Origin of the sequence: Dyadobacter jejuensis (assembly GCF_003149085.1) — a bacterium.
GTDB classification, from domain to species: Bacteria; Bacteroidota; Bacteroidia; order Cytophagales; family Spirosomataceae; genus Dyadobacter; species Dyadobacter jejuensis.
The window spans coordinates 846,884-864,573 of the sequence record NZ_QGDT01000001.1 but is presented as its reverse complement, the minus strand read 5'-3'; the positions used below and the strand labels follow the sequence as shown (position 1 = coordinate 864,573).

General features: G+C 46.6%; 19 protein-coding genes. 9 read left to right on the top strand and 10 right to left on the bottom strand.

What is annotated here, in order from left to right; translation table 11 throughout:
- Nucleotides 1–76: 76 nt before the first annotated feature.
- Entirely contained in the window at nt 77–712 is a 636-nt protein-coding gene (locus CLV98_RS03535; protein WP_109672812.1) for a hypothetical protein, read from the bottom strand.
- Nucleotides 713–898: 186 nt separating this feature from the next.
- On the opposite strand from CLV98_RS03535, the gene CLV98_RS03530 reads away from it, so the two are divergent.
- Nucleotides 899–1,417: a DUF4494 domain-containing protein gene (locus CLV98_RS03530; protein WP_109672810.1), complete on the top strand. Its 519-nt coding sequence runs from the start codon at nt 899–901 to the stop codon at nt 1,415–1,417.
- Between the two features lie 82 nt (nt 1,418–1,499).
- Here CLV98_RS03530 and CLV98_RS03525 read toward each other — a convergent pair whose 3' ends face one another.
- A complete protein-coding gene (locus CLV98_RS03525) occupies nt 1,500–2,240 on the bottom strand; it encodes a hypothetical protein (RefSeq protein ID WP_146202224.1) in 741 nt (246 codons plus the stop codon).
- A gap of 54 nt (nt 2,241–2,294) precedes the next feature.
- Nucleotides 2,295–3,662: an OmpA family protein gene (locus CLV98_RS03520; protein ID WP_109672806.1), complete on the bottom strand. Its 1,368-nt coding sequence runs from the start codon at nt 3,660–3,662 to the stop codon at nt 2,295–2,297.
- Between the two features lie 172 nt (nt 3,663–3,834).
- Between CLV98_RS03520 and CLV98_RS03515 the strand changes: the two genes are divergently transcribed.
- The gene (locus tag CLV98_RS03515; protein WP_109672804.1) at nt 3,835–4,641 is read left to right on the top strand and encodes a UDP-2,3-diacylglucosamine diphosphatase; all 807 of its coding nucleotides are present in this window, start codon (nt 3,835–3,837) and stop codon (nt 4,639–4,641) included.
- A gap of 16 nt (nt 4,642–4,657) precedes the next feature.
- Here the strand turns inward: CLV98_RS03515 and CLV98_RS03510 are convergent, their stop codons facing one another.
- The 4 genes from CLV98_RS03510 to CLV98_RS03495 all read right to left on the bottom strand — a co-directional run bounded on the left by CLV98_RS03510 (nt 4,658) and on the right by CLV98_RS03495 (nt 7,516).
- Nucleotides 4,658–5,407, bottom strand: a complete 750-nt coding sequence (locus CLV98_RS03510; RefSeq protein ID WP_109672802.1) for a carboxypeptidase-like regulatory domain-containing protein — start codon at nt 5,405–5,407, stop codon at nt 4,658–4,660.
- Nucleotides 5,408–5,535: 128 nt separating this feature from the next.
- On the bottom strand, nt 5,536–6,369 hold the full coding sequence (locus CLV98_RS03505) for a phosphatidate cytidylyltransferase (RefSeq protein WP_109672800.1): 834 nt from the start codon (nt 6,367–6,369) through the stop codon (nt 5,536–5,538).
- On the bottom strand, nt 6,341–6,562 hold the full coding sequence (locus CLV98_RS03500) for a putative signal transducing protein (protein WP_109672798.1): 222 nt from the start codon (nt 6,560–6,562) through the stop codon (nt 6,341–6,343). Before CLV98_RS03500 ends, CLV98_RS03505 begins: the two co-directional genes overlap by 29 nt.
- A gap of 36 nt (nt 6,563–6,598) precedes the next feature.
- The gene (locus tag CLV98_RS03495) at nt 6,599–7,516 is read right to left on the bottom strand and encodes a CPBP family intramembrane glutamic endopeptidase (RefSeq protein WP_229203184.1); all 918 of its coding nucleotides are present in this window, start codon (nt 7,514–7,516) and stop codon (nt 6,599–6,601) included.
- A 142-nt stretch (nt 7,517–7,658) separates the two neighbouring features.
- Between CLV98_RS03495 and dusB the strand changes: the two genes are divergently transcribed.
- The 4 genes from dusB (at nt 7,659) to frr (ending at nt 10,521) form a co-directional block, all read left to right on the top strand.
- On the top strand, nt 7,659–8,648 hold the full coding sequence (gene dusB / locus CLV98_RS03490) for a tRNA dihydrouridine synthase DusB (protein ID WP_109672794.1): 990 nt from the start codon (nt 7,659–7,661) through the stop codon (nt 8,646–8,648).
- The gene (locus tag CLV98_RS03485) at nt 8,642–9,157 is read left to right on the top strand and encodes an acyl-CoA carboxylase biotin carboxyl carrier protein subunit (protein ID WP_158281194.1); all 516 of its coding nucleotides are present in this window, start codon (nt 8,642–8,644) and stop codon (nt 9,155–9,157) included. Before dusB ends, CLV98_RS03485 begins: the two co-directional genes overlap by 7 nt.
- Before the next feature lie 63 nt (nt 9,158–9,220).
- Nucleotides 9,221–9,940, top strand: a complete 720-nt coding sequence (gene pyrH / locus CLV98_RS03480; protein ID WP_109672791.1) for a UMP kinase — start codon at nt 9,221–9,223, stop codon at nt 9,938–9,940.
- A gap of 20 nt (nt 9,941–9,960) precedes the next feature.
- Nucleotides 9,961–10,521 carry a ribosome recycling factor gene (frr, locus tag CLV98_RS03475; protein ID WP_109672789.1) on the top strand — a complete coding sequence of 187 codons (561 nt, stop codon included), beginning with the start codon at nt 9,961–9,963 and terminating at the stop codon, nt 10,519–10,521.
- Between the two features lie 67 nt (nt 10,522–10,588).
- Here frr and CLV98_RS03470 read toward each other — a convergent pair whose 3' ends face one another.
- Both CLV98_RS03470 and CLV98_RS03465 read right to left on the bottom strand, forming a co-directional pair.
- Entirely contained in the window at nt 10,589–11,581 is a 993-nt protein-coding gene (locus tag CLV98_RS03470) for a UDP-glucuronic acid decarboxylase family protein (protein WP_109672787.1), read from the bottom strand.
- 128 nt (nt 11,582–11,709) lie between these two features.
- Complete coding sequence (locus tag CLV98_RS03465; RefSeq protein WP_109672785.1) at nt 11,710–13,032, bottom strand: UDP-glucose dehydrogenase family protein; 1,323 nt, start codon at nt 13,030–13,032, stop codon at nt 11,710–11,712.
- 204 nt (nt 13,033–13,236) lie between these two features.
- Here CLV98_RS03465 and CLV98_RS03460 point away from each other — a divergent pair, with 204 nt between their 5' ends.
- The 3 genes from CLV98_RS03460 to CLV98_RS03450 all read left to right on the top strand — a co-directional run bounded on the left by CLV98_RS03460 (nt 13,237) and on the right by CLV98_RS03450 (nt 15,879).
- Entirely contained in the window at nt 13,237–14,400 is a 1,164-nt protein-coding gene (locus CLV98_RS03460; protein WP_109672783.1) for an acyl-CoA dehydrogenase family protein, read from the top strand.
- 127 nt (nt 14,401–14,527) lie between these two features.
- Nucleotides 14,528–15,439 carry an SPFH domain-containing protein gene (locus CLV98_RS03455; protein ID WP_109672781.1) on the top strand — a complete coding sequence of 304 codons (912 nt, stop codon included), beginning with the start codon at nt 14,528–14,530 and terminating at the stop codon, nt 15,437–15,439.
- Nucleotides 15,439–15,879, top strand: coding sequence for an NfeD family protein (locus CLV98_RS03450; RefSeq protein WP_229203183.1), 441 nt, complete (start codon nt 15,439–15,441; stop codon nt 15,877–15,879). The genes CLV98_RS03455 and CLV98_RS03450 overlap by 1 nt, the downstream gene beginning before the upstream one ends.
- Before the next feature lie 127 nt (nt 15,880–16,006).
- Here the strand turns inward: CLV98_RS03450 and pafA are convergent, their stop codons facing one another.
- Nucleotides 16,007–17,614: an alkaline phosphatase PafA gene (gene pafA / locus CLV98_RS03445; RefSeq protein ID WP_109672779.1), complete on the bottom strand. Its 1,608-nt coding sequence runs from the start codon at nt 17,612–17,614 to the stop codon at nt 16,007–16,009.
- Nucleotides 17,615–17,690: the final 76 nt, after the last annotated feature.

The following is a 17,690-nucleotide window of genomic DNA, read 5'->3' as shown; positions in this document are numbered from 1 at the left end:
TAAGTCAATAGGGATGCAGCGTGCCAAATACTTTCCTAAAAGCCAGGTCGCCGATCGAAATCGAATTTTGCTACGGTTATTTTGACACCCCTGTTATCATCTCGGCGGTAATGGCCTTCTCAAAGGTAATATACCCAGGGTAGTTCAGGCTTTTCCCGGCTAAGTCGAGGGTAGGCTTCACTTTTACTACAAATTTGGTGGGATCGGTATCTTTTTTACCGCTCAAGGCCGATATCATATTGATTAATTCGTCGCGGGTTTCATTATTACTAACCAGGTCATACACGTTGGCTTTGAGCTGAATAGGCACACGCGTGCTTCCCGTACCGGGCATCACCTCGATAAGCCGGCTTAAGTAGCCATTAAAAATCTCATTTTTGGACAAAAGCACCTTGTATTCAATCTGGTTAACAGCGGCCCTTTTCCGAGTGGGGTTGGTGATGTCCAGATTTACCCGCAGGTTAAGGGGTATATCTTTCCGCAACAATGCCAGGCCTAATTTAGGATATTTGGCCAGATCGAAATCGCTAATACTTTTGATATCCCTGAACTCCTGTATGCTTATTCCGGCCAGGTATACGCTGTCGATAGAAGCCAGGTCATATTTACATTCTCCAAAGGTCTTCGCTTCGGATACCTGCTTACTCACGCCACAGGCAGACAGTAAGCTTACTACGGCCAAAACAGCCACGATGTATAGTGTTTTTTTCATGTTGATCTTTAAAATTTGCGCAAGATAAAAAGTCCAGTGCACAACGCATAACGGATATCCAGATTGTTCCATTTAATCCCTTTCTTTTTAGCCCGTCGATTTGCCCACTCCACCCCCAAACCGTTTGCAAGCCTAGGTAGAAGGATATACCTTTGCATTTTTAACACTCATATCAAAAATAACAGGATGGCAAGTTGGTATTTAGGGAAGATTCGATATCAAAAGGAAGATGAGGCAGGAAGTTTGAAGACCACCAATGAAGCCTATTTGGTGGATGCGGTGTCGTATACCGAATCCGAGGCCAGGCTTTACAGCCAAATCGTGACTGGTGCCAGCGACTTTTCTGTCATGAGCATCTCTAAAATGCGCCTGGCCGATTTGTTTACCTACGAAACGGGAGAGCAATGGTTTAAGGTGAAGGTCATCTATTTCTCAGTCGATGAAAGAAGCGGGAAAGAAAAAAAGGTCGTCAACTATATGCTAATCAACGCCGACGGCATTCACCAGGCCTTGGAGCGTATGACCGACAGCCTCAAGACCATGTTGATTCCCTACGAAATAACAGACATTAACTTAACGCCGATATTGGATGTATTCCCTTACTCGGCCGACGAAGAGCAAGAAGAGGAGATTCCTGCCAATCTAAGACCACTGTCGGAAGTGCTAGCGGAGCGGTCCACCCCCACTTCGGAGGACAACCAGTAGCCCTTATCCACTTAGGGAGCGAACGGGCCGGCTTTGCCTACCCGTTCGCTCCCTAAGTATTTAGTACATCCTGCCAAAGGCATCAATCGGCTAGTTTCAATTCGCGATAGGGGGTTGTCTGCAGGGTAAGCGGATGAGCCACCATTTCCCTTAGCCTGATCACCACCTCCTTCGACTCGTAAGAGGTAAGCAACTGGTTGGAGCCCAGCAAATCAATAAAATCGAAAGATATCGGCAAGCTCGCCGTACCTTCCATCAGCTCAAAGCCATAGAGCTGGGCAATTTTGAAGGGAGTAGTGGCTAGCCATAGCTGATCGGTGGTTTCGGACCTTGGGTATGCTCTCACATACTCTTCCGAAGGCCAGCCATACACGAGTCTATTGCTGCCGCTAGGCGTACAGAAAGCCTCAAAATCGGCTTTTTTTTGCTGGGCGGTTTCTGTATCGGGAGTCACCTCCTCCACCAATTGCTTTACACGGTATTTTTTCCCACCCTCATCGACCCCACAGGACACATACGTTCCGTTGGGAAAGGCCAGTATAAAATCGAATTCTGGGGCCGTACCTCCAAATGAGCTCGATTTGACGAAGCCTAGCGTGCCCGTTTTGGGGTCTAGGTACACTTCCACGGTTCCTTTTTGCCCTTCCATTTTTTGTTCAAAATCGAAGACCAATTTATGGCTAAAATAATACTGCCCCCGTTCCGGTTTCCATAGCTGGGATCGCTTGGTATCGGTCCCCAATTTTTCGGAAGGTTGCGCCATCAGGCCTGGCATGATGCCTAGCCAGATGGCGAACAAAAAAATGAACTTTGTTTTGATCATAGAAAACATCATCGATATATGAAGCTACAAAGTTGGTCATTTTCCTGAAATCCTCTATAGCTTTATAAACTCTACCCGGCGGTTATTGGCCTTGCCCTCTGAGGTAGTATTGGGCGAAGCGGGCTCCGACTCTCCCTTGCCATCGGTCTCCATCCGTGCCTTATCGATACCAAAATCGGCCGCCAAAGCCTCTTTGACCGACTCAGCCCGTTTTTTGGACAACGCCAAATTGTTGGCATCGTCGCCATCGGAGTCGGTGTGGCCTATGATTTTCACTTTCACTGCTGCATTTTCTTTCAAAACTCCAGCAATATCTTTAAGCACCCCATACGACTCCGCCTTAATATTAGCCGAATTTACATCGAAGAGTATCCCGGTGGTCGAGAACTTCCCTTCGGTGATCAGCTTACTACGGGTATCAGGAGCCCCTACTGCCAGGCGGATATTAGAAATAAAATACCGATCCGACTCCACCGAGTACCCTCCGTTGGCAAAGGCAATGAAATTATATTTGGTTTCAGGAACGAAAGCCCTCGGCAAATCCCATACCTTATAATCGTCGACATACAGTCGAAGGCGGGTTTTCTGCCTCCAAATAGATACCTTCACCAGGTTATGGTCGGGAACATGAAAAGCGGGGAAGCTCTTTTCGTTTTGCATAAACTCCTGGCCGGCTTGTCCACCAAACACTACAAAGGCCGTATTTCCTTGATCTCCACCCGCATCTTTAGGGTGCAACCCTACCTCTACGGCGTCCTTCTTATATCCGTTATAGGTCCCCCAGTGGCCAAACTCTTCCATAGGGCTAGCAACCTGTGCAATTACCGTCCTTAACCGCGCCGTATAATAGCTCATTTCGGAAGTACAGGCCAGGTCGAACTCTAGGGTAAAGTTATCGGGTAAGCTCTTGATAAACTCCGGATAAAACACCCCGTCGGGCCCCAGCATAAGCCATTTCCCTTCGGTGCCCTCTATGGTTACAATCTCCCCCGACGAATTGGTATTCCATTTGGCTGGAAAATCGCCCACGGCATCTTGCGAAAAATCTTCCATAGCTACCACCTTTTCTCCTGGTATAAAGTCAAATTTACCATAGGACTGTAAAGTTGGCTTGGGCATGGTTCCTGGGGCCGCATCTCCGGAGCTAGCGGCCGATGCCGCCCCCGTGTTGGTTTCCGAATCTGTCTGCTCCGTCTGACTTTCGCCGTCGTTCTTACTCTTTTTATCTTTCTTTTTAAACAAGCTTCCTATGCCCTCCTCTATTTTATCAAATCCCTTATCAACCGCCTGGTCTATCTTCCTATTGGCCCGGTTTTCGGCTTGGCGTTCTACTACCTTTCCCGGGTCATTGATTCTTATCTGAGCATGCGCGCTCATACCCGCACATAATATCATTATCAATAATAGTGTTGGATTTTTCATGTTGTTGAATCGTTACAAAATTGGATTTCAGTTTAAAATACACCTATAAAAATACAATATTTCGCCCCCCATTCCCATATCGACTTAGTAACAGGCACGAATTGAATCGGATATGTTCTTTTAGGCTGATTAATCAGAAGATTGTAAATTGCGCACCATACCGATTCGATTCATGGATTTTCATTTCAAAAAGCAAAGTATCACACTCAAGGAGGGCAAACGACTTTATTTTTCCTCCGATTATCATTTGGGCGTACCCGACCTGCTCACCAGCCGGGAGCGGGAACAAAAGATCGTAAAATGGTTAGAAAGCACCCGATCCGACGCTCAGGTCGTTTTTTTGGTCGGTGATATTTTCGATTTCTGGTTCGAATACCGGCAGGCGGTCCCAAAGGGCTCCATAAGGCTGCTAGGCAAACTTGCGGAGATGGCCGATGAAGGTATAGAGCTCATCATATTCACAGGGAACCATGATATGTGGATGTCGGGATATCTTAGTGAGGAGTTGGGGGCCACTATTTACCGCAATCCGGTATCCTTTGAAATTATTGAGGCCAGCCAGCCCCCCAAAACACTATTGGTAGGCCACGGCGACGGCTTAGGGCCGGGCGATCATACCTACAAATTTCTTAAGAAAGTGTTCGAAAATCGGCTATTCCAGGGGCTTTTTCGCTTCGTCCACCCCGATGTAGGCATCTGGATAGCCAAAGAGTGGTCCAAGCGTAGCCGAATAGCCAACGTCAACAAAGGGGAGGAAAAGTTTATGGGAGCGGACCGGGAATGGTTGCTACAATATTGCAAGGAGGTAGAAAACCATCAACATCACGATTACTATGTGTTTGGTCATCGACACCTGGTACTCGACCTCCCTGTGAACGACACCAGCCGGTACATTAACCTTGGGGAATGGGTAAGCCAAAGGCACTATGCCGTTTTTAAGAACCAATCCCTACAGTTGCTCCCCTATTTGGCCAAATAGGGGGAGGGGGGGACCCCTACTCTATTTTCTTTTTGTATTCCTTATCTTCATCGGAAGATGGTAAAAAATCCTGACGGGTGATATTCTCACGAGGGGTATTGCCCAAATCGCGCCGGAAGTCCTTCTTTTTCAAGTCTCCATTCTTAACCGATTTAATAAAATTCGACCAGGCAAATGGGTTTAAGAAGGGGAATGTGGTGGCAAAGTTTTTATTGGTCGACGACTCCCTACCAAACATTTGTTGATCCATGGTATACCGGTAGTTGGTTTGGGCATTATTAGGGACTTGGGAGGCCATCCTGTTAATGTAGTCGATATCGGTACTACGCGCCAAGGCATCTCTATCGGCTTGGTCTGGAAGTTTCAGCGCTAAAAAGGCCTTCTTGAATTCCTCCTCGGTGGCGTACGGATAGATCTTCACTTCGGAGAGCAGCTGAACATCCTCCTGCATGGCCACAATAGCCGAATAAGTATTGGACTTATACCCTCTGGGGATCACATGATACTGCTTTTTGTATCCTACATAGCTGTAGACGATACTGTCGCCGGGGAAGACCGGAATGGTAAAAGAACCACCGGCATCGGCCAGAGTACCCTTTCCGGCTCTGGGAATGAATATGTATGCTCCAGGAAGGCGCTCACTAGACTTACCCCCTACCACAATACCGGAAAAAATGATGGCTTTTTGTTCCCCTTGAGCTCGAAGGTCCTCTCCTACCAACAAAAGACCGAGTATTAATACCAACGATACAATATTTAACTTCATTCCAATTTCAAATTATCAGTCACCTCATTAACGAATGACTGATGGGTTAAGAATATAATAACTTTAAAATTTTGGATCTAGCCGTATAGCCTGTCCAAAAAATACTAGTCCTACCGCTTTTTCCAGGACTAGGGAAACAACTTTATAAAGGTAACAATAAAGGGTGCTGAAAGCAAAAGGCCGTCGAAGCGATCCAGAAAACCCCCATGCCCTGGAATACTCGTACCGGAGTCCTTGATGGCGATGCTCCGCTTAAATAGGGATTCGACCAAGTCACCATAAGTACCCACTACTACCATAATTGCCCCTATGCAGTACCATTTCCAGGGTGCAAAAGAGGTGAAGTACAACCCCAAAAAGAAGGCTATAATGGCTGCAAAACCCGCAGACCCCATGGCTCCCTCCCAGGACTTCTTTGGAGAAATCCGCTCGAACAATTTCCTCCGACCAAACTTAGTACCAGCAAAATACCCCCCGATATCCGAGGCCCAGAGGAGCAATAAACTCCCCAAAATAATTTCGTAATTATAGGAAGGCCCGCTCAAAGCCAACACTATAATCAAAGAAAAAGGCAAGGCCACGTAAATAATACCCAGGAAGGTAAAGCCAATATTCATAAAAGGTTTGAGATCTCGCTTTTTATAAAGTTTTATAAAAAAAATCATGGACAGCACCGGGCTGATCAAAAAGTAATTTTCGAAGGGTACAATGCCCAGTTCTATTAGATACGTCAAACCTATTAAAAATGTACCACAGAAAGTACCGTAATAAGTGAGCGGTTGATTCCCATCCAGGCCAAGGAGCTTATAAAACTCCATCTGCGTGAGCCCGCTAATGGTACAGAACAGCAAGAAAAAGGTCCAATCGCTGTAAAGGATGCAACCTATAACAATAAATACTCCTATGAGTCCAGTAATAGTCCTTTGTTGTAGATTACTCAGGTTGTTCAAGCGACTCATTATTTTTTACGATTATTTGGGCATTGTCAAAATCAGAAGTACGCACATGAACTTCAATATTTCCTAAAAAAGGGTAACTACTATCCTGTTTGTTCAAAATCACGGCGGGGATCTCTTCCTGTTCCAATTTTTCGCGCATGATCTCAGCCCTTATCAATCGTTCACTTCTAAATACTCTTTTCCAACTTTCTTCCATAGTAAGGACAATAATAATTTGGTGTTCTAATAGATATCACCCCTTAGAAGGGGCCGTTTTTATTCGGTACAAAATGTATGCCGTACTCAAAAGAGACGCAAAAACCATCAATATCGGCATTGTTTTCGTTTCTTCAATATTTATTTCAAGTACTTTTATATGATTCAAGTAGACCATCACCAATACGAAGCCATTATTAACAAAATGTGCCAGGATGGCCACCCATATATTTCCGGACCAATAATAGAGATATCCAAATAAGGCACCAAGGAGCATACGAGGGATAAAACCATAAAACTGAAAATGGATCGCACTAAAGATGGCCGCTGCCAGCCAAATGGCCATATGAATATTGCCGGTCTCAGCCAACTTCCGTTGGATCACCCCTCTAAACACCAGCTCTTCGCCCATGGCAGGCAGCAGTACCACCACCACCATGGCGATAAGCAATTGCCCCACTTGGGTGTAGGTAGTCAGGAATTTGGTAAGCACTTCCATCTGATTCTCCTTCTCCCGCATCCAGCTTTCTAAGCCCGAAAGGGCTTCTGGAAAGCGCATGGCCGAATTCCATTCTATAAACTTCGCATTGAGCGGAATCGACAATATTACCACCAATATTGCAAGCAGCCATACCCGCCCGCTGGTATACTGGCGGGTATTGATTCCCTCCATACTTTTTCTTTCAATAAAATATATAAAAAGCAAGGCTGGCAATAGGTAAGAAAATAGATGTACGACACCTTGAAAGAGCATCATCAAATACCAACCATTCGGAACTTCCTCGGGCGAAAACATCAGATCAGTGATCAATGTCGGCGTGGCATCCATCCCTGTGCCGGTGAGGGCAGTGAGCCCTATCAGCGCTAGCAAATTACCTATGGCCATACCTATAAGCACGAAGCCCACCAGTACTAATAAACTAGCGCCGGTACCAGATACCCGGGATTCAATCAAATTTGGAGAATTTTTAAGCATAATTGATGTAAATTTACAGCTTATTCTGTATTGTAAAAATATTGCCCATACTGAAAGGAGCATTCCACCCAGGCTGGCAGGATCAAAATGAAGCCGTTCGTACGGCTATTTGTTTAAGAACATGGTGAAAATCGGAAAAATAGAATTAGGGGACTTCCCACTCTTACTCGCTCCCATGGAGGACGTAAGCGATCCCCCATTTCGGGCAGTGTGTAAGGAACATGGAGCCGACCTGATGTATACCGAATTTGTATCCTCAGAAGGTCTTATAAGGGATGCGGTGAAGAGTCGAAAAAAGCTCGACATTTTCGAATATGAAAGGCCCGTAGGCATTCAGCTGTTTGGCAGCGATATCGAAACGATGGGCTCCTGTGCCGACATCGCTACGCAAGTCAACCCCGACCTGATCGACATCAACTATGGCTGCCCCGTCAAGAATGTCGCCTGCAAGGGCGCTGGAGCCGCCTTGTTACAGGACATCCCCAAAATGGTGCGGATGACTGAGGCCGTTGTCAAGTCCACCCCACTGCCGGTAACCGTCAAAACCCGACTGGGCTGGGACGAATCGACCAAAAACATTACCGAGGTAGCCGAGCGCCTTCAGGACATCGGCATTCAGGCCCTCTCCATCCATGGGCGTACCAGGGTGCAAATGTATAAAGGCGAGGCCGACTGGTCGCTCATTGCTAAAGTAAAAGAGAACAGTCGCATCCAAATTCCTATATTCGGAAATGGGGACATCGACTCCCCAGAGAAAGCCCTGGAGTACAAAAACCGCTATGGGGTAGATGGTATCATGATTGGGCGAGCCTCTATTGGCAACCCCTGGATCTTCGACGACATCAAGCATTACGTCAGGACGGGAACCCGAAGGGCCCTGCCAACCTTGGCCAACCGGGTAGCCACCTGTCAGAAACACCTGGACTTCTCCATCCGTTGGAAAGGACCCGTCCTAGGAATTCTGGAGATGCGCCGCCATTATACCAATTATTTCAGGGGAATGGATCATTTCAAACCCTTCCGCATGCGTTTGGTAGAGTCTATGTCCTACGACGAGATTTGTCAGATCCTGCAAGAAGTGAAAGAACATTATCAGGAATGGGCATGCTAAAAATAAAGGTATCCGACAGCAGTACGACTGAACCACAAATCTTCCAACTCTCCGTTAAAGGGAGGGAGCTCATGATAGATGACCAGCCCTTTACGGGCGACTTGGTACGCCTCAACGACCACCATTTTCATCTGATATGGAGGCATCACTCTTTCGACATTTTGGTGGTGGAGCACTCCACAGCCGACAAGTCGGCCACATTGCTGATCAATGGAGTAGAGATTCGTACTGAGCTAAAAGATGAGCTCGACCTGTTGCTGACGGCCATGGGAATGCAGACAGGCACCGCCAAAAAGCTTAATGTACTCAGGGCCCCTATGCCAGGGCTCATCCAGGCCATTTATAAGGCAGAAGGTGAGCATATAAGCCTTGGAGATAACCTCTTGGTGCTGGTAGCCATGAAAATGGAAAATGTACTTAAATCCAATGGAAGTGGCACGGTAAAGTCTATTAAGGTTAAAGCCGGTGATATAGTCGAAAAAAACCAGGTATTGATGGAGTTTCAGTAAATAACTTGGTTTTCTGGATACACTAACATTATTTTTACGAGAAATAAACAGCAAAACGATAACATGTCACAACTGAAATATAAACGGATACTGCTAAAGCTAAGCGGAGAGGCCCTCAATGGAGGAGACAAAGGTCAGGTAATTGACTTTAATATTCTGGATAACTATGCGGTTGAAATCAAAAAAATCGCAGATGCTGGAGTTCAGGTGGCCGTGGTGATAGGAGGTGGTAACATTTTCAGAGGAGCATCCGTAGAGAAGTCTGGTATCGATCGGGTACAAGGCGATCATATGGGCATGTTAGCCACGGTAATTAATGGTATGGCCGTTCAGAGTTCTCTAGAGAAACATGGCCTAAAAACCAGACTCATGTCGGCCATAAAAATGGAGCAAGTGTGCGAGCCCCTCATTCGTAGAAGGGCCATTCGCCATTTGGAGCGGGGCAGAGTCGTAATTTTTGGCGCCGGAACTGGAAACCCCTACTTTACTACCGACACCACGGCGGGGCTTAGAGCGGTAGAATCGGAGGCCGAAGTGGTACTGAAAGGAACACGCGTAGACGGAGTGTATACGGCCGATCCGGAAAAAGATGCTCAGGCTACCAAATACGACAGGCTAACTTTCGACGAAGCCCTCAATAAAAATCTAAAGATCATGGATCTCACGGCATTTACCTTATGTAAGGAAAACAATGTGCCGATCATCGTATTCGACATGAACAAGCCAGGAAACCTATTCGACCTGGTGATGGGTAAAACGGTGGGGACCTTAATATCGAACTAACGCTAAAATAAATAATAGTAATGGAAGAAATAGAATTATATCTGGAAGATGCCCAGCAAACTATGGATGGGGCCATTAAGCACTTATTGATCGAATTGGGTAAAATAAGGGCTGGAAAAGCTACTCCTCAAATGCTAGAGGGCCTTCAGATCGAATACTATGGTTCAATGACGCCCATTCAAAATGTGGCCACCATCAATACCCCTGATGCTCGTACGATCGCGATCAGGCCTTTTGAAAAGAAAATCATCAATGATATCGAAAAGGCAATTCGCAATGGAAACCTAGGTTTTGCCCCCTCCAACGATGGCGAAATGATTCGTATATCCGTTCCCCCGCTCAATGAAGAGCGACGTCGTGAACTCGTAAAAAGAGCCAAAGCAGAGATAGAAACGGCAAAGATAAACATTCGTAACATCCGTCAGGATGCCAATAACGCCTTGCGTAAATTAACCAAAGAAGGCGTAGCCGAAGACTTGGTTAAGCAGAGCGAAGACAAGGTACAAAAGCTTACCGATAGCTTTATTGCCAAAGTAGAGCAGATCCTTTCCCTGAAGGAAAAGGAGATTATGGAGGTATAGAATTTAATATTTAGCATATAAAAAGAGGCCGTTTCATCTGAAACGGCCTCTTTTTACTTTAATATACTTACTTATCTTGGCTAAAACCTTCAAAGCCCCTATGGTTCGACTCTTCATAAAGCCGTTCGGTGGGCAGGTTCCGGAAATAATCGTAGGTGATTTTTAACCCTTCTTCCCGTAATACCTTAGGCTCCCATCCTAATATTTCCTGGGCCTTAGTAATATCGGGCTGGCGCTGCTTGGGATCGTCCTGAGGGAGGGGCTTATAGATAACTTTTTGCTCCGTACCGGTCAGTTTAATGATCTCCTCGGCAAACTCCTTGATGGTAATCTCGGCTGGGTTCCCTATGTTAACAGGCAGGGCGTAGTCGCTCAGCAACAGGCGGTAAATACCCTCTACGAGGTCGTCTACATAGCAGAACGACCGGGTCTGAGAGCCGTCGCCAAATACGGTAAGGTCTTCGCCCCTAAGGGCCTGTCCGATGAAGGCAGGCAAAACCCGGCCGTCGTTGAGGCGCATCCGAGGACCATAGGTATTAAAGATACGAACAATCCTAGTTTCGATGCCATGGTAACGGTGATAGGCCATCGTAATGGCTTCCTGATACCGCTTAGCCTCGTCGTAGCATCCGCGAGGCCCTATGGGGTTCACATGCCCCCAATAGTCTTCGGTTTGAGGATGTACCAATGGATCACCATACACCTCGGAGGTCGATGCAATAATGAAACGTGCTTTCTTTACCCGGGCTAGTCCTAGGAGGTTATGCGTCCCCATCGCTCCAACCTTAAGGGTCTGAATGGGGATCTTCAGGTAGTCGATAGGGCTTGCTGGCGAAGCAAAGTGCATGATATAATCGAGCTCACCCGGAACATGCACATATTTGGTCACGTCGTGGTGGTAAAACTCAAAGTTCGGATTGGGCATCAGATGTTCGATATTGCGCATATCGCCCGTTATCAAATTGTCCATGCCTATCACGTACATGCCTTCTTTCAGAAAACGCTCGCAAAGGTGAGAACCTAGAAAACCTGCTGCGCCTGTAATTAATACACGTTTCATGTAAATATTTGCTTATTTATGTTTCTAACTCTAGTAAATATTAATATTAGGGAATCTCTGGCGAATATCCTGCAAGTTTATCGAACAATCGTACAAAAACTTGCTTTTCAAAGACTTCCCAAAGCTTATTAGGCTTCTTGAGGATCCACACAGCCACGGCCAATGCTGAAATAGGTATACCCTAATTCTTTCATTTGCTCGAGTTCATAGAGGTTTCTTCCATCAAAGATCACCTTATTTTTAAGCAATTTACCCATTTTGTCAAATTCCGGAGTGCGGAACTGAGGCCATTCAGTGAAGATCATGAGCCCATCCGCATCGTCCAAGGCGGCATAAGGGGTGTGGCAATAGGTAATCTGATCGCCAAGGAGCCCCTTTACATTGGCCATCGCCTCCGGATCATATACCACCACCTGCGCACCCGCTTGTAATAACGCTTCTATGTTTTCCAAGGCTGGAGCCTCCCGAATATCATCGGTATAGGGCTTAAAGGCCAGTCCCCAAACGGCGATGGTTTTACCCTTTAAGTCATTATTAAAATAGCTATTCACCATAGGCAACAGCTTTTTCTTTTGGTCGTAATTGACATCCATCACCGATTTAAGAATCCTAAAATCATAGTCATAGTCGGCCGAGGTCTTGGCTAAAGCCTGAACATCTTTCGGGAAACAACTTCCCCCATACCCAATACCGGCGAAAAGAAACCTTTTGCCTATTCGGCTATCGGTGCCTATTCCTCTACGGATATCATCGACGTTGGCCCCTACTTTTTCGCAAAGGTTGGCGATCTCGTTCATAAAGGTAATCTTCATGGCCAAGAATGAGTTAGCAGCATATTTGGTCATTTCGGCAGAGCGCTCGTCCATAAAAATCACCGGGTTACCCTGCCGCACCAAAGGGGCATAGAGCTTCTCCATGATTTTTTTGGCCTTCGCCGAGGTAGTACCTACCACCACCCGATCGGGCTTCATAAAGTCCTCGACGGCCACGCCTTCTCTTAGGAACTCCGGGTTAGACACTACGTCAAAGTCGACCTTAGCATTTTTGGCAATGGCAGCCGTCACTTTCTCGGCCGTACCAACAGGAACGGTACTCTTATCGATGACCACCGCATAATGGTCCAGTATATTGCCCAGGTCATCGGCTACTTTGAGGATATATTTCAAATCGGCCGAGCCATCTTCTCCGGGAGGAGTGGGAAGGGCCAAAAAGATTACCTCCGCTTCCTTAATTCCCTCACTAAGATTCGTTGTAAACTGTAAACGCCCCTCTGCAACATTCCTATCGAACAACACATCGAGCCCAGGTTCATAGATGGGTATTTCTCCACCTTGAAGCATCTTTACTTTTCTTTCATCTATATCGACACAAACGACCTGATTTCCCGTCTCGGCAAAACATGTACCGGTAACCAAGCCCACGTATCCTGTTCCAACAACTGCAATTTTCATAATATGTGTTTTAAAATATCGAAATGAAATGTATGGGTAAAAACAAAATTGTATTAATTTAAGTAATCACCTTTTAGATATGGATGCAAAAGTAATTTTTTTAAGCGAATTGCTCCCCCCCTATTTTACTTTTGTTATTGATTGGCACGGGAATTACGTTGATTTCTTTTTATTATTGGTAAAACATACTAAACATCAACGACTATGAACCCAACCACCGCACACACCCCCTCCGACGAGCGCAATGAAAACTGCCGGCTGATACAAGACACGGTAAGAGACTTTGCCAGTATACATATGATCCCCAAGCTACAGGAATGGGACGAAAGCCAGCATTTCCCAGTACAAGTATTCCGAGAACTGGGCCAGCTGGGCCTTATGGGGATGCTAGTACCCGAATCCTATGGAGGAGCTGGCTTAGGCTATCAGGAATATATCACCGCTATTATCGCCCTGTCGAAAGTCGACCCTTCCATAGGCCTCTCTATGGCCGCCCATAATTCCCTATGTACCAACCACATCCTGATGTTTGGCAATGAGGATCAGAAAACCAAATACCTACCCCGCCTGGCCACTGGCGAATGGATAGGTGCTTGGGGGCTTACCGAGCCCAATACTGGCTCCGATGCCGGCAATATGAAAACTACGGCCGTAAAAGACGGGGATGGATGGATCATTAATGGGTCAAAAAACTTTATCACGAATGGCAAAAGCGGAAATGTAACCGTATTAATTACCCGTACCGGTGAGCCGGGGGACAAACATGGGGCCACCGCCTTTGTGATTGAGCAAGGCACCCCGGGATTTACCGCCGGGCGTAAGGAAAATAAGCTGGGAATGCGGGCCTCAGAAACTGTTGAGTTACTATTTGAAGACTGCCGGATACCCGATAGCCAGCGGCTGGGTGAAGTGGGGGAGGGATTTATCCAGTCGTTAAAAGTGCTGGACGGAGGGCGCATTTCTATAGCCGCCTTGGGAGTGGGCACGGCCCTTGGAGCCTATGAAGCGGCCCTAGCCTACTCCAAAGAGCGTCAACAGTTCGGAAAGCCCATCTCCTCTTTCCAAGGTATCGCCTTTAAGCTCGCCGATATGTATACCGACATCCAGGCTTCGTCGCTACTCACTTTCCATGCAGGCCATCAGAAAGACCAGGGCCAAAAGGTAAGCCTGTCGGGAGCTGTGGCCAAGTACCATTCCTCCGAAACGGCCGTGAGGGTCGCTAACGAAGCCGTGCAAATTTTTGGTGGTTATGGATTTACCAAGGACTATCCGGTAGAAAAGTTTTATAGAGATAGCAAGTTATGTACCATTGGAGAAGGAACCAGCGAAATACAAAAAATGGTAATTTCCAAAGAAATATTAAAATAAATCAACAATACCATCCATCCTCCTAAGCGGCCGATAGCCCATCTAGAAAGATCGTTGGTACCAGTTACTTAGGAAACCCTTGAGATTAGACCTAATTTCATAAAAAATAAACAAACCTCTACTTACTATGCCTGCATTCGTTATTCTCCTCGTCCTGGTGGTATTGACCATCCTGATGACTGTGAAGGTGGTTCCCCAACAAAAAGCCTACGTACTGGAACGGCTCGGGAAATTTTATACCGTGCTCCAGCCGGGTATCAACTTCATCATCCCGTTTTTCGACCGCGTAGCCTATAAATACAATTTGAAAGAAGCGGCCATAGACATTCCCGAGCAGATCTGTATCACCCGCGACAACGTCCAAGTGCGTATGGATGGGGTCATCTTTATACAGGTGATAGACCCTAAAAAGGCCGCTTATGGTATTTCAGATTATACTTTTGCCGTTATCCAATTGGCCCAAACGACCATGCGTAGCGAAATAGGAAAACTGGACCTCGATAAAACCTTCGAAGAACGGATGATCATTAATAGGGCCGTAGTCGATAGTATCGACGAAGCGGCAATAGGTTGGGGGGTAAAAGTGCTGCGCTATGAAATCAAGAACATCACGCCTCCCCAAAGTGTATTGATCGCCATGGAAAAACAAATGCAGGCAGAGCGTGAAAGGCGTTCGGTGATCCTGCAATCGGATGGAGAAAAACAGGCAGCTATAAATGTTGCCGAAGGACAAAAGCAAAAAGTCGTGCTGGAGTCGGAAGCTCTGCGGTTACGGCAGATCAATGAAGCTGAAGGTGAAGCGGCGGCCATCCGCTCCGTTGCCGAAGCCAATGCCGAAGGGATTAGGCTGGTGGCCGAGGCCATACAAAAAGAAGGAGGGATGGAGGCCGTACAGCTCAAAGTGGCCGAGAACTATGTAGAACAGTTCGGCAAGTTGGCCAAGGAGGGTAACACGCTTATACTTCCCTCAAACCTCGCCGACATAGGCTCACTGATAGCCACGGCCCTTACAGTAGTAAAATCTGACCAAAAGAAATAATGATAGACCTGTCTCTACCTCAAATCTGGTTAATTGTAGGACTCATCATGCTAGTCCTGGAGTTGATAAGTGTCGTATTGGTTTTTGTGTTCTTCTCCATAGGGGCATTATTAACGGCTTTGCTGGCCATACTCGGCATATTACCAGGAATCGAAATACAAATCGTCGCCTTTTCCGTCATTTCCTTATCATCGATGCTGCTACTCCGCAAGCATGCACGACGCCTCCTGGGAGGAAAAGGTAAGCAACACGAATACTCCGAGTTTGTAGGCGAAACGGCCATGGTGATCAAAGATATTGATGGAGGGAAAGAAGGTAAAATTTACTACCGTGGTGCCGAATGGATCGCATTGTCTTCAAATAAAACCCCCATTAGCGCTGGGAGCAAGGTGAAGATTATAGAAGCCAGAGGCATTGTGCTCATTGTGGTGGAATCCTAGGCGGCAGTCGGCTTTCGGCAGTCGGCTTTTTAACCTTTAACAAGGCGGCGCGCCGCCTTTAGTTTCACGGGACGCCGCCTTTAACCGGACGGCGTCCCGCTTTTTTACCTTAATAAGGTTTTCGAACCTATTTCAAGGCTTCCTCTGCCGGCAAACCTATACTGCCATTTGGGGGCAGAATATGGAGCAAGGCCGATAGGGTGGGTGCAATATCGCAAACAGAAGTCCTTCTTAGAGTTTCTCCTTTTTTGACCCCCCAACCGAACATCACAAACGGCACATGGGTATCATAATTATAGGGCGTGCCATGGGAAGTTCCCGTTTTAGACCCAAACAGATAGCCTGGCTGAATCATAATCTGAATATCACCGCTTCTCTTGGCATGAACATTATTTTTGAATAATTCGGCTTGATAGGCATTTACCGAGCCAGAATTCAACTCATTCAAGTTCAAAACATCGGCGATGCCCTCCATCGGCAACAAAGCCTCCCGGATAGCATCTTTCACCTGAGCCACTGTAAACCCTTTCTTAGCCAGCAAGCCATGATCGAGATATAACTGGTAGTTCTCTTGAGCTATAATATAATTCTCTGATCCAAATTTTTCGGTCATTGTTGTTTGTATCGCCTTATTGATAGCCGAAGAGCTCATTAATCCACCTGGCAATTTGTTGGCCTGAGCGAAGCCCGGCACATCGGCCACACCATGGTCGGCCGACAAAAAGACGGTATACTCGCCCTTCCCTACCCAAGTATCTAGGAAACTAAACAAGTCGGCAAACTCCCGATCGAGGCGTAAGAAATTATCTTGCTGCTCAATGGAGTTGGGCCCTACCCTATGGCCAATCTTGTCGGGAGAAGAGAAACTTACGGCCAAAAAGTCCGTCTCTCCGTTCCTTCCCAAATTCTCCCCCTTAATAGCGGCTATGGCCATTTCTTTGGTGATGGTATTTCCCCAAGGCGTATTGGAAACTATATCGTAGGCATTGCCAGCCGTTCCGGCCAACTCATAGGGAAAGACCGGACGGGTCGACCCCTGCAATACACCTTCCCAGGGAACGTCGTCGACAGTACTTTGGGTATAGGCCTCAGCCGGTAAAAGCAGCTCCCATCCCTTACGCAGGTATTCAGCAGGCTTTTTAAGATTATTATAATCGACCACCCATTGTGGAAGGGCATCCATATAATAGGTGCTGGTCACCCAGTTCCCCGTCTTGGAGTCGAACCAGTAGGAGCCGTTGGCGGAATAGCCTGCCGGTAAAATAGAACCGCGATCCTTAATAGCTACCCCAATAGTTTTGGCTCTGAAATTGGTAGCAATACGAAGTTGATCGGTCACCGTACTCGTATACATGTTCCGAGGCGACATCTTCCCTACCGACACGTTATCGCTACCCACTGTAGCTACCGTGCTGTCATCAACACAATAGACGCCTTGCCCACTAACTCGGTCGTACCATTCGTTGCCTACAATACCGTTGATAGCCGGAACCGACCCTGTGTATATGGAAGAATGACCGGCGGCAGTCACCGTAATGGCATAACCGTAATGCGTATTACGGAAATTAAACCCTTCATTCATCATCCGTTTGATCCCTCCTTCAGTGTATAGGTCATAGTACCGATAGAGATAATCGTAGCGCATCTGGTCTACTACAATCCCTACCACCAATTTTGGACGGGCCAAACTGGAGGTTTTAGTGGTTTTCTTGGCCTGAGCCTGTGCTTGCCCCATGCAACATACTGCACAAAAAAGCACCCAAAGTGTTATTTTTCTCAAAATCAAAAAATTATTAAATAAAAGAATAAAA

What these genes read in the sequence shown, in the direction of transcription:
- CLV98_RS03525 (WP_146202224.1), bottom strand. Translation starts at nt 2,240, where the DNA reads ATGATCAAAACAAAGTTCATTTTTTTGTTCGCCATCTGGCTAGGCATC.
- CLV98_RS03465 (WP_109672785.1), bottom strand. Translation starts at nt 13,032, where the DNA reads ATGAAAATTGCAGTTGTTGGAACAGGATACGTGGGCTTGGTTACCGGT.
- CLV98_RS03520 (WP_109672806.1), bottom strand. Translation starts at nt 3,662, where the DNA reads ATGAAAAATCCAACACTATTATTGATAATGATATTATGTGCGGGTATG.
- CLV98_RS03460 (WP_109672783.1), top strand. Translation starts at nt 13,237, where the DNA reads ATGAACCCAACCACCGCACACACCCCCTCCGACGAGCGCAATGAAAAC.
- CLV98_RS03485 (WP_158281194.1), top strand. Translation starts at nt 8,642, where the DNA reads ATGCTAAAAATAAAGGTATCCGACAGCAGTACGACTGAACCACAAATC.
- CLV98_RS03455 (WP_109672781.1), top strand. Translation starts at nt 14,528, where the DNA reads ATGCCTGCATTCGTTATTCTCCTCGTCCTGGTGGTATTGACCATCCTG.
- CLV98_RS03530 (WP_109672810.1), top strand. Translation starts at nt 899, where the DNA reads ATGGCAAGTTGGTATTTAGGGAAGATTCGATATCAAAAGGAAGATGAG.
- dusB (WP_109672794.1), top strand. Translation starts at nt 7,659, where the DNA reads ATGGTGAAAATCGGAAAAATAGAATTAGGGGACTTCCCACTCTTACTC.
- pafA (WP_109672779.1), bottom strand. Translation starts at nt 17,614, where the DNA reads ATGGGGCAAGCACAGGCTCAGGCCAAGAAAACCACTAAAACCTCCAGT.
- CLV98_RS03510 (WP_109672802.1), bottom strand. Translation starts at nt 5,407, where the DNA reads ATGAAGTTAAATATTGTATCGTTGGTATTAATACTCGGTCTTTTGTTG.
- CLV98_RS03500 (WP_109672798.1), bottom strand. Translation starts at nt 6,562, where the DNA reads ATGGAAGAAAGTTGGAAAAGAGTATTTAGAAGTGAACGATTGATAAGG.
- CLV98_RS03535 (WP_109672812.1), bottom strand. Translation starts at nt 712, where the DNA reads ATGAAAAAAACACTATACATCGTGGCTGTTTTGGCCGTAGTAAGCTTA.
- frr (WP_109672789.1), top strand. Translation starts at nt 9,961, where the DNA reads ATGGAAGAAATAGAATTATATCTGGAAGATGCCCAGCAAACTATGGAT.
- CLV98_RS03515 (WP_109672804.1), top strand. Translation starts at nt 3,835, where the DNA reads ATGGATTTTCATTTCAAAAAGCAAAGTATCACACTCAAGGAGGGCAAA.
- CLV98_RS03470 (WP_109672787.1), bottom strand. Translation starts at nt 11,581, where the DNA reads ATGAAACGTGTATTAATTACAGGCGCAGCAGGTTTTCTAGGTTCTCAC.
- CLV98_RS03450 (WP_229203183.1), top strand. Translation starts at nt 15,439, where the DNA reads ATGATAGACCTGTCTCTACCTCAAATCTGGTTAATTGTAGGACTCATC.
- pyrH (WP_109672791.1), top strand. Translation starts at nt 9,221, where the DNA reads ATGTCACAACTGAAATATAAACGGATACTGCTAAAGCTAAGCGGAGAG.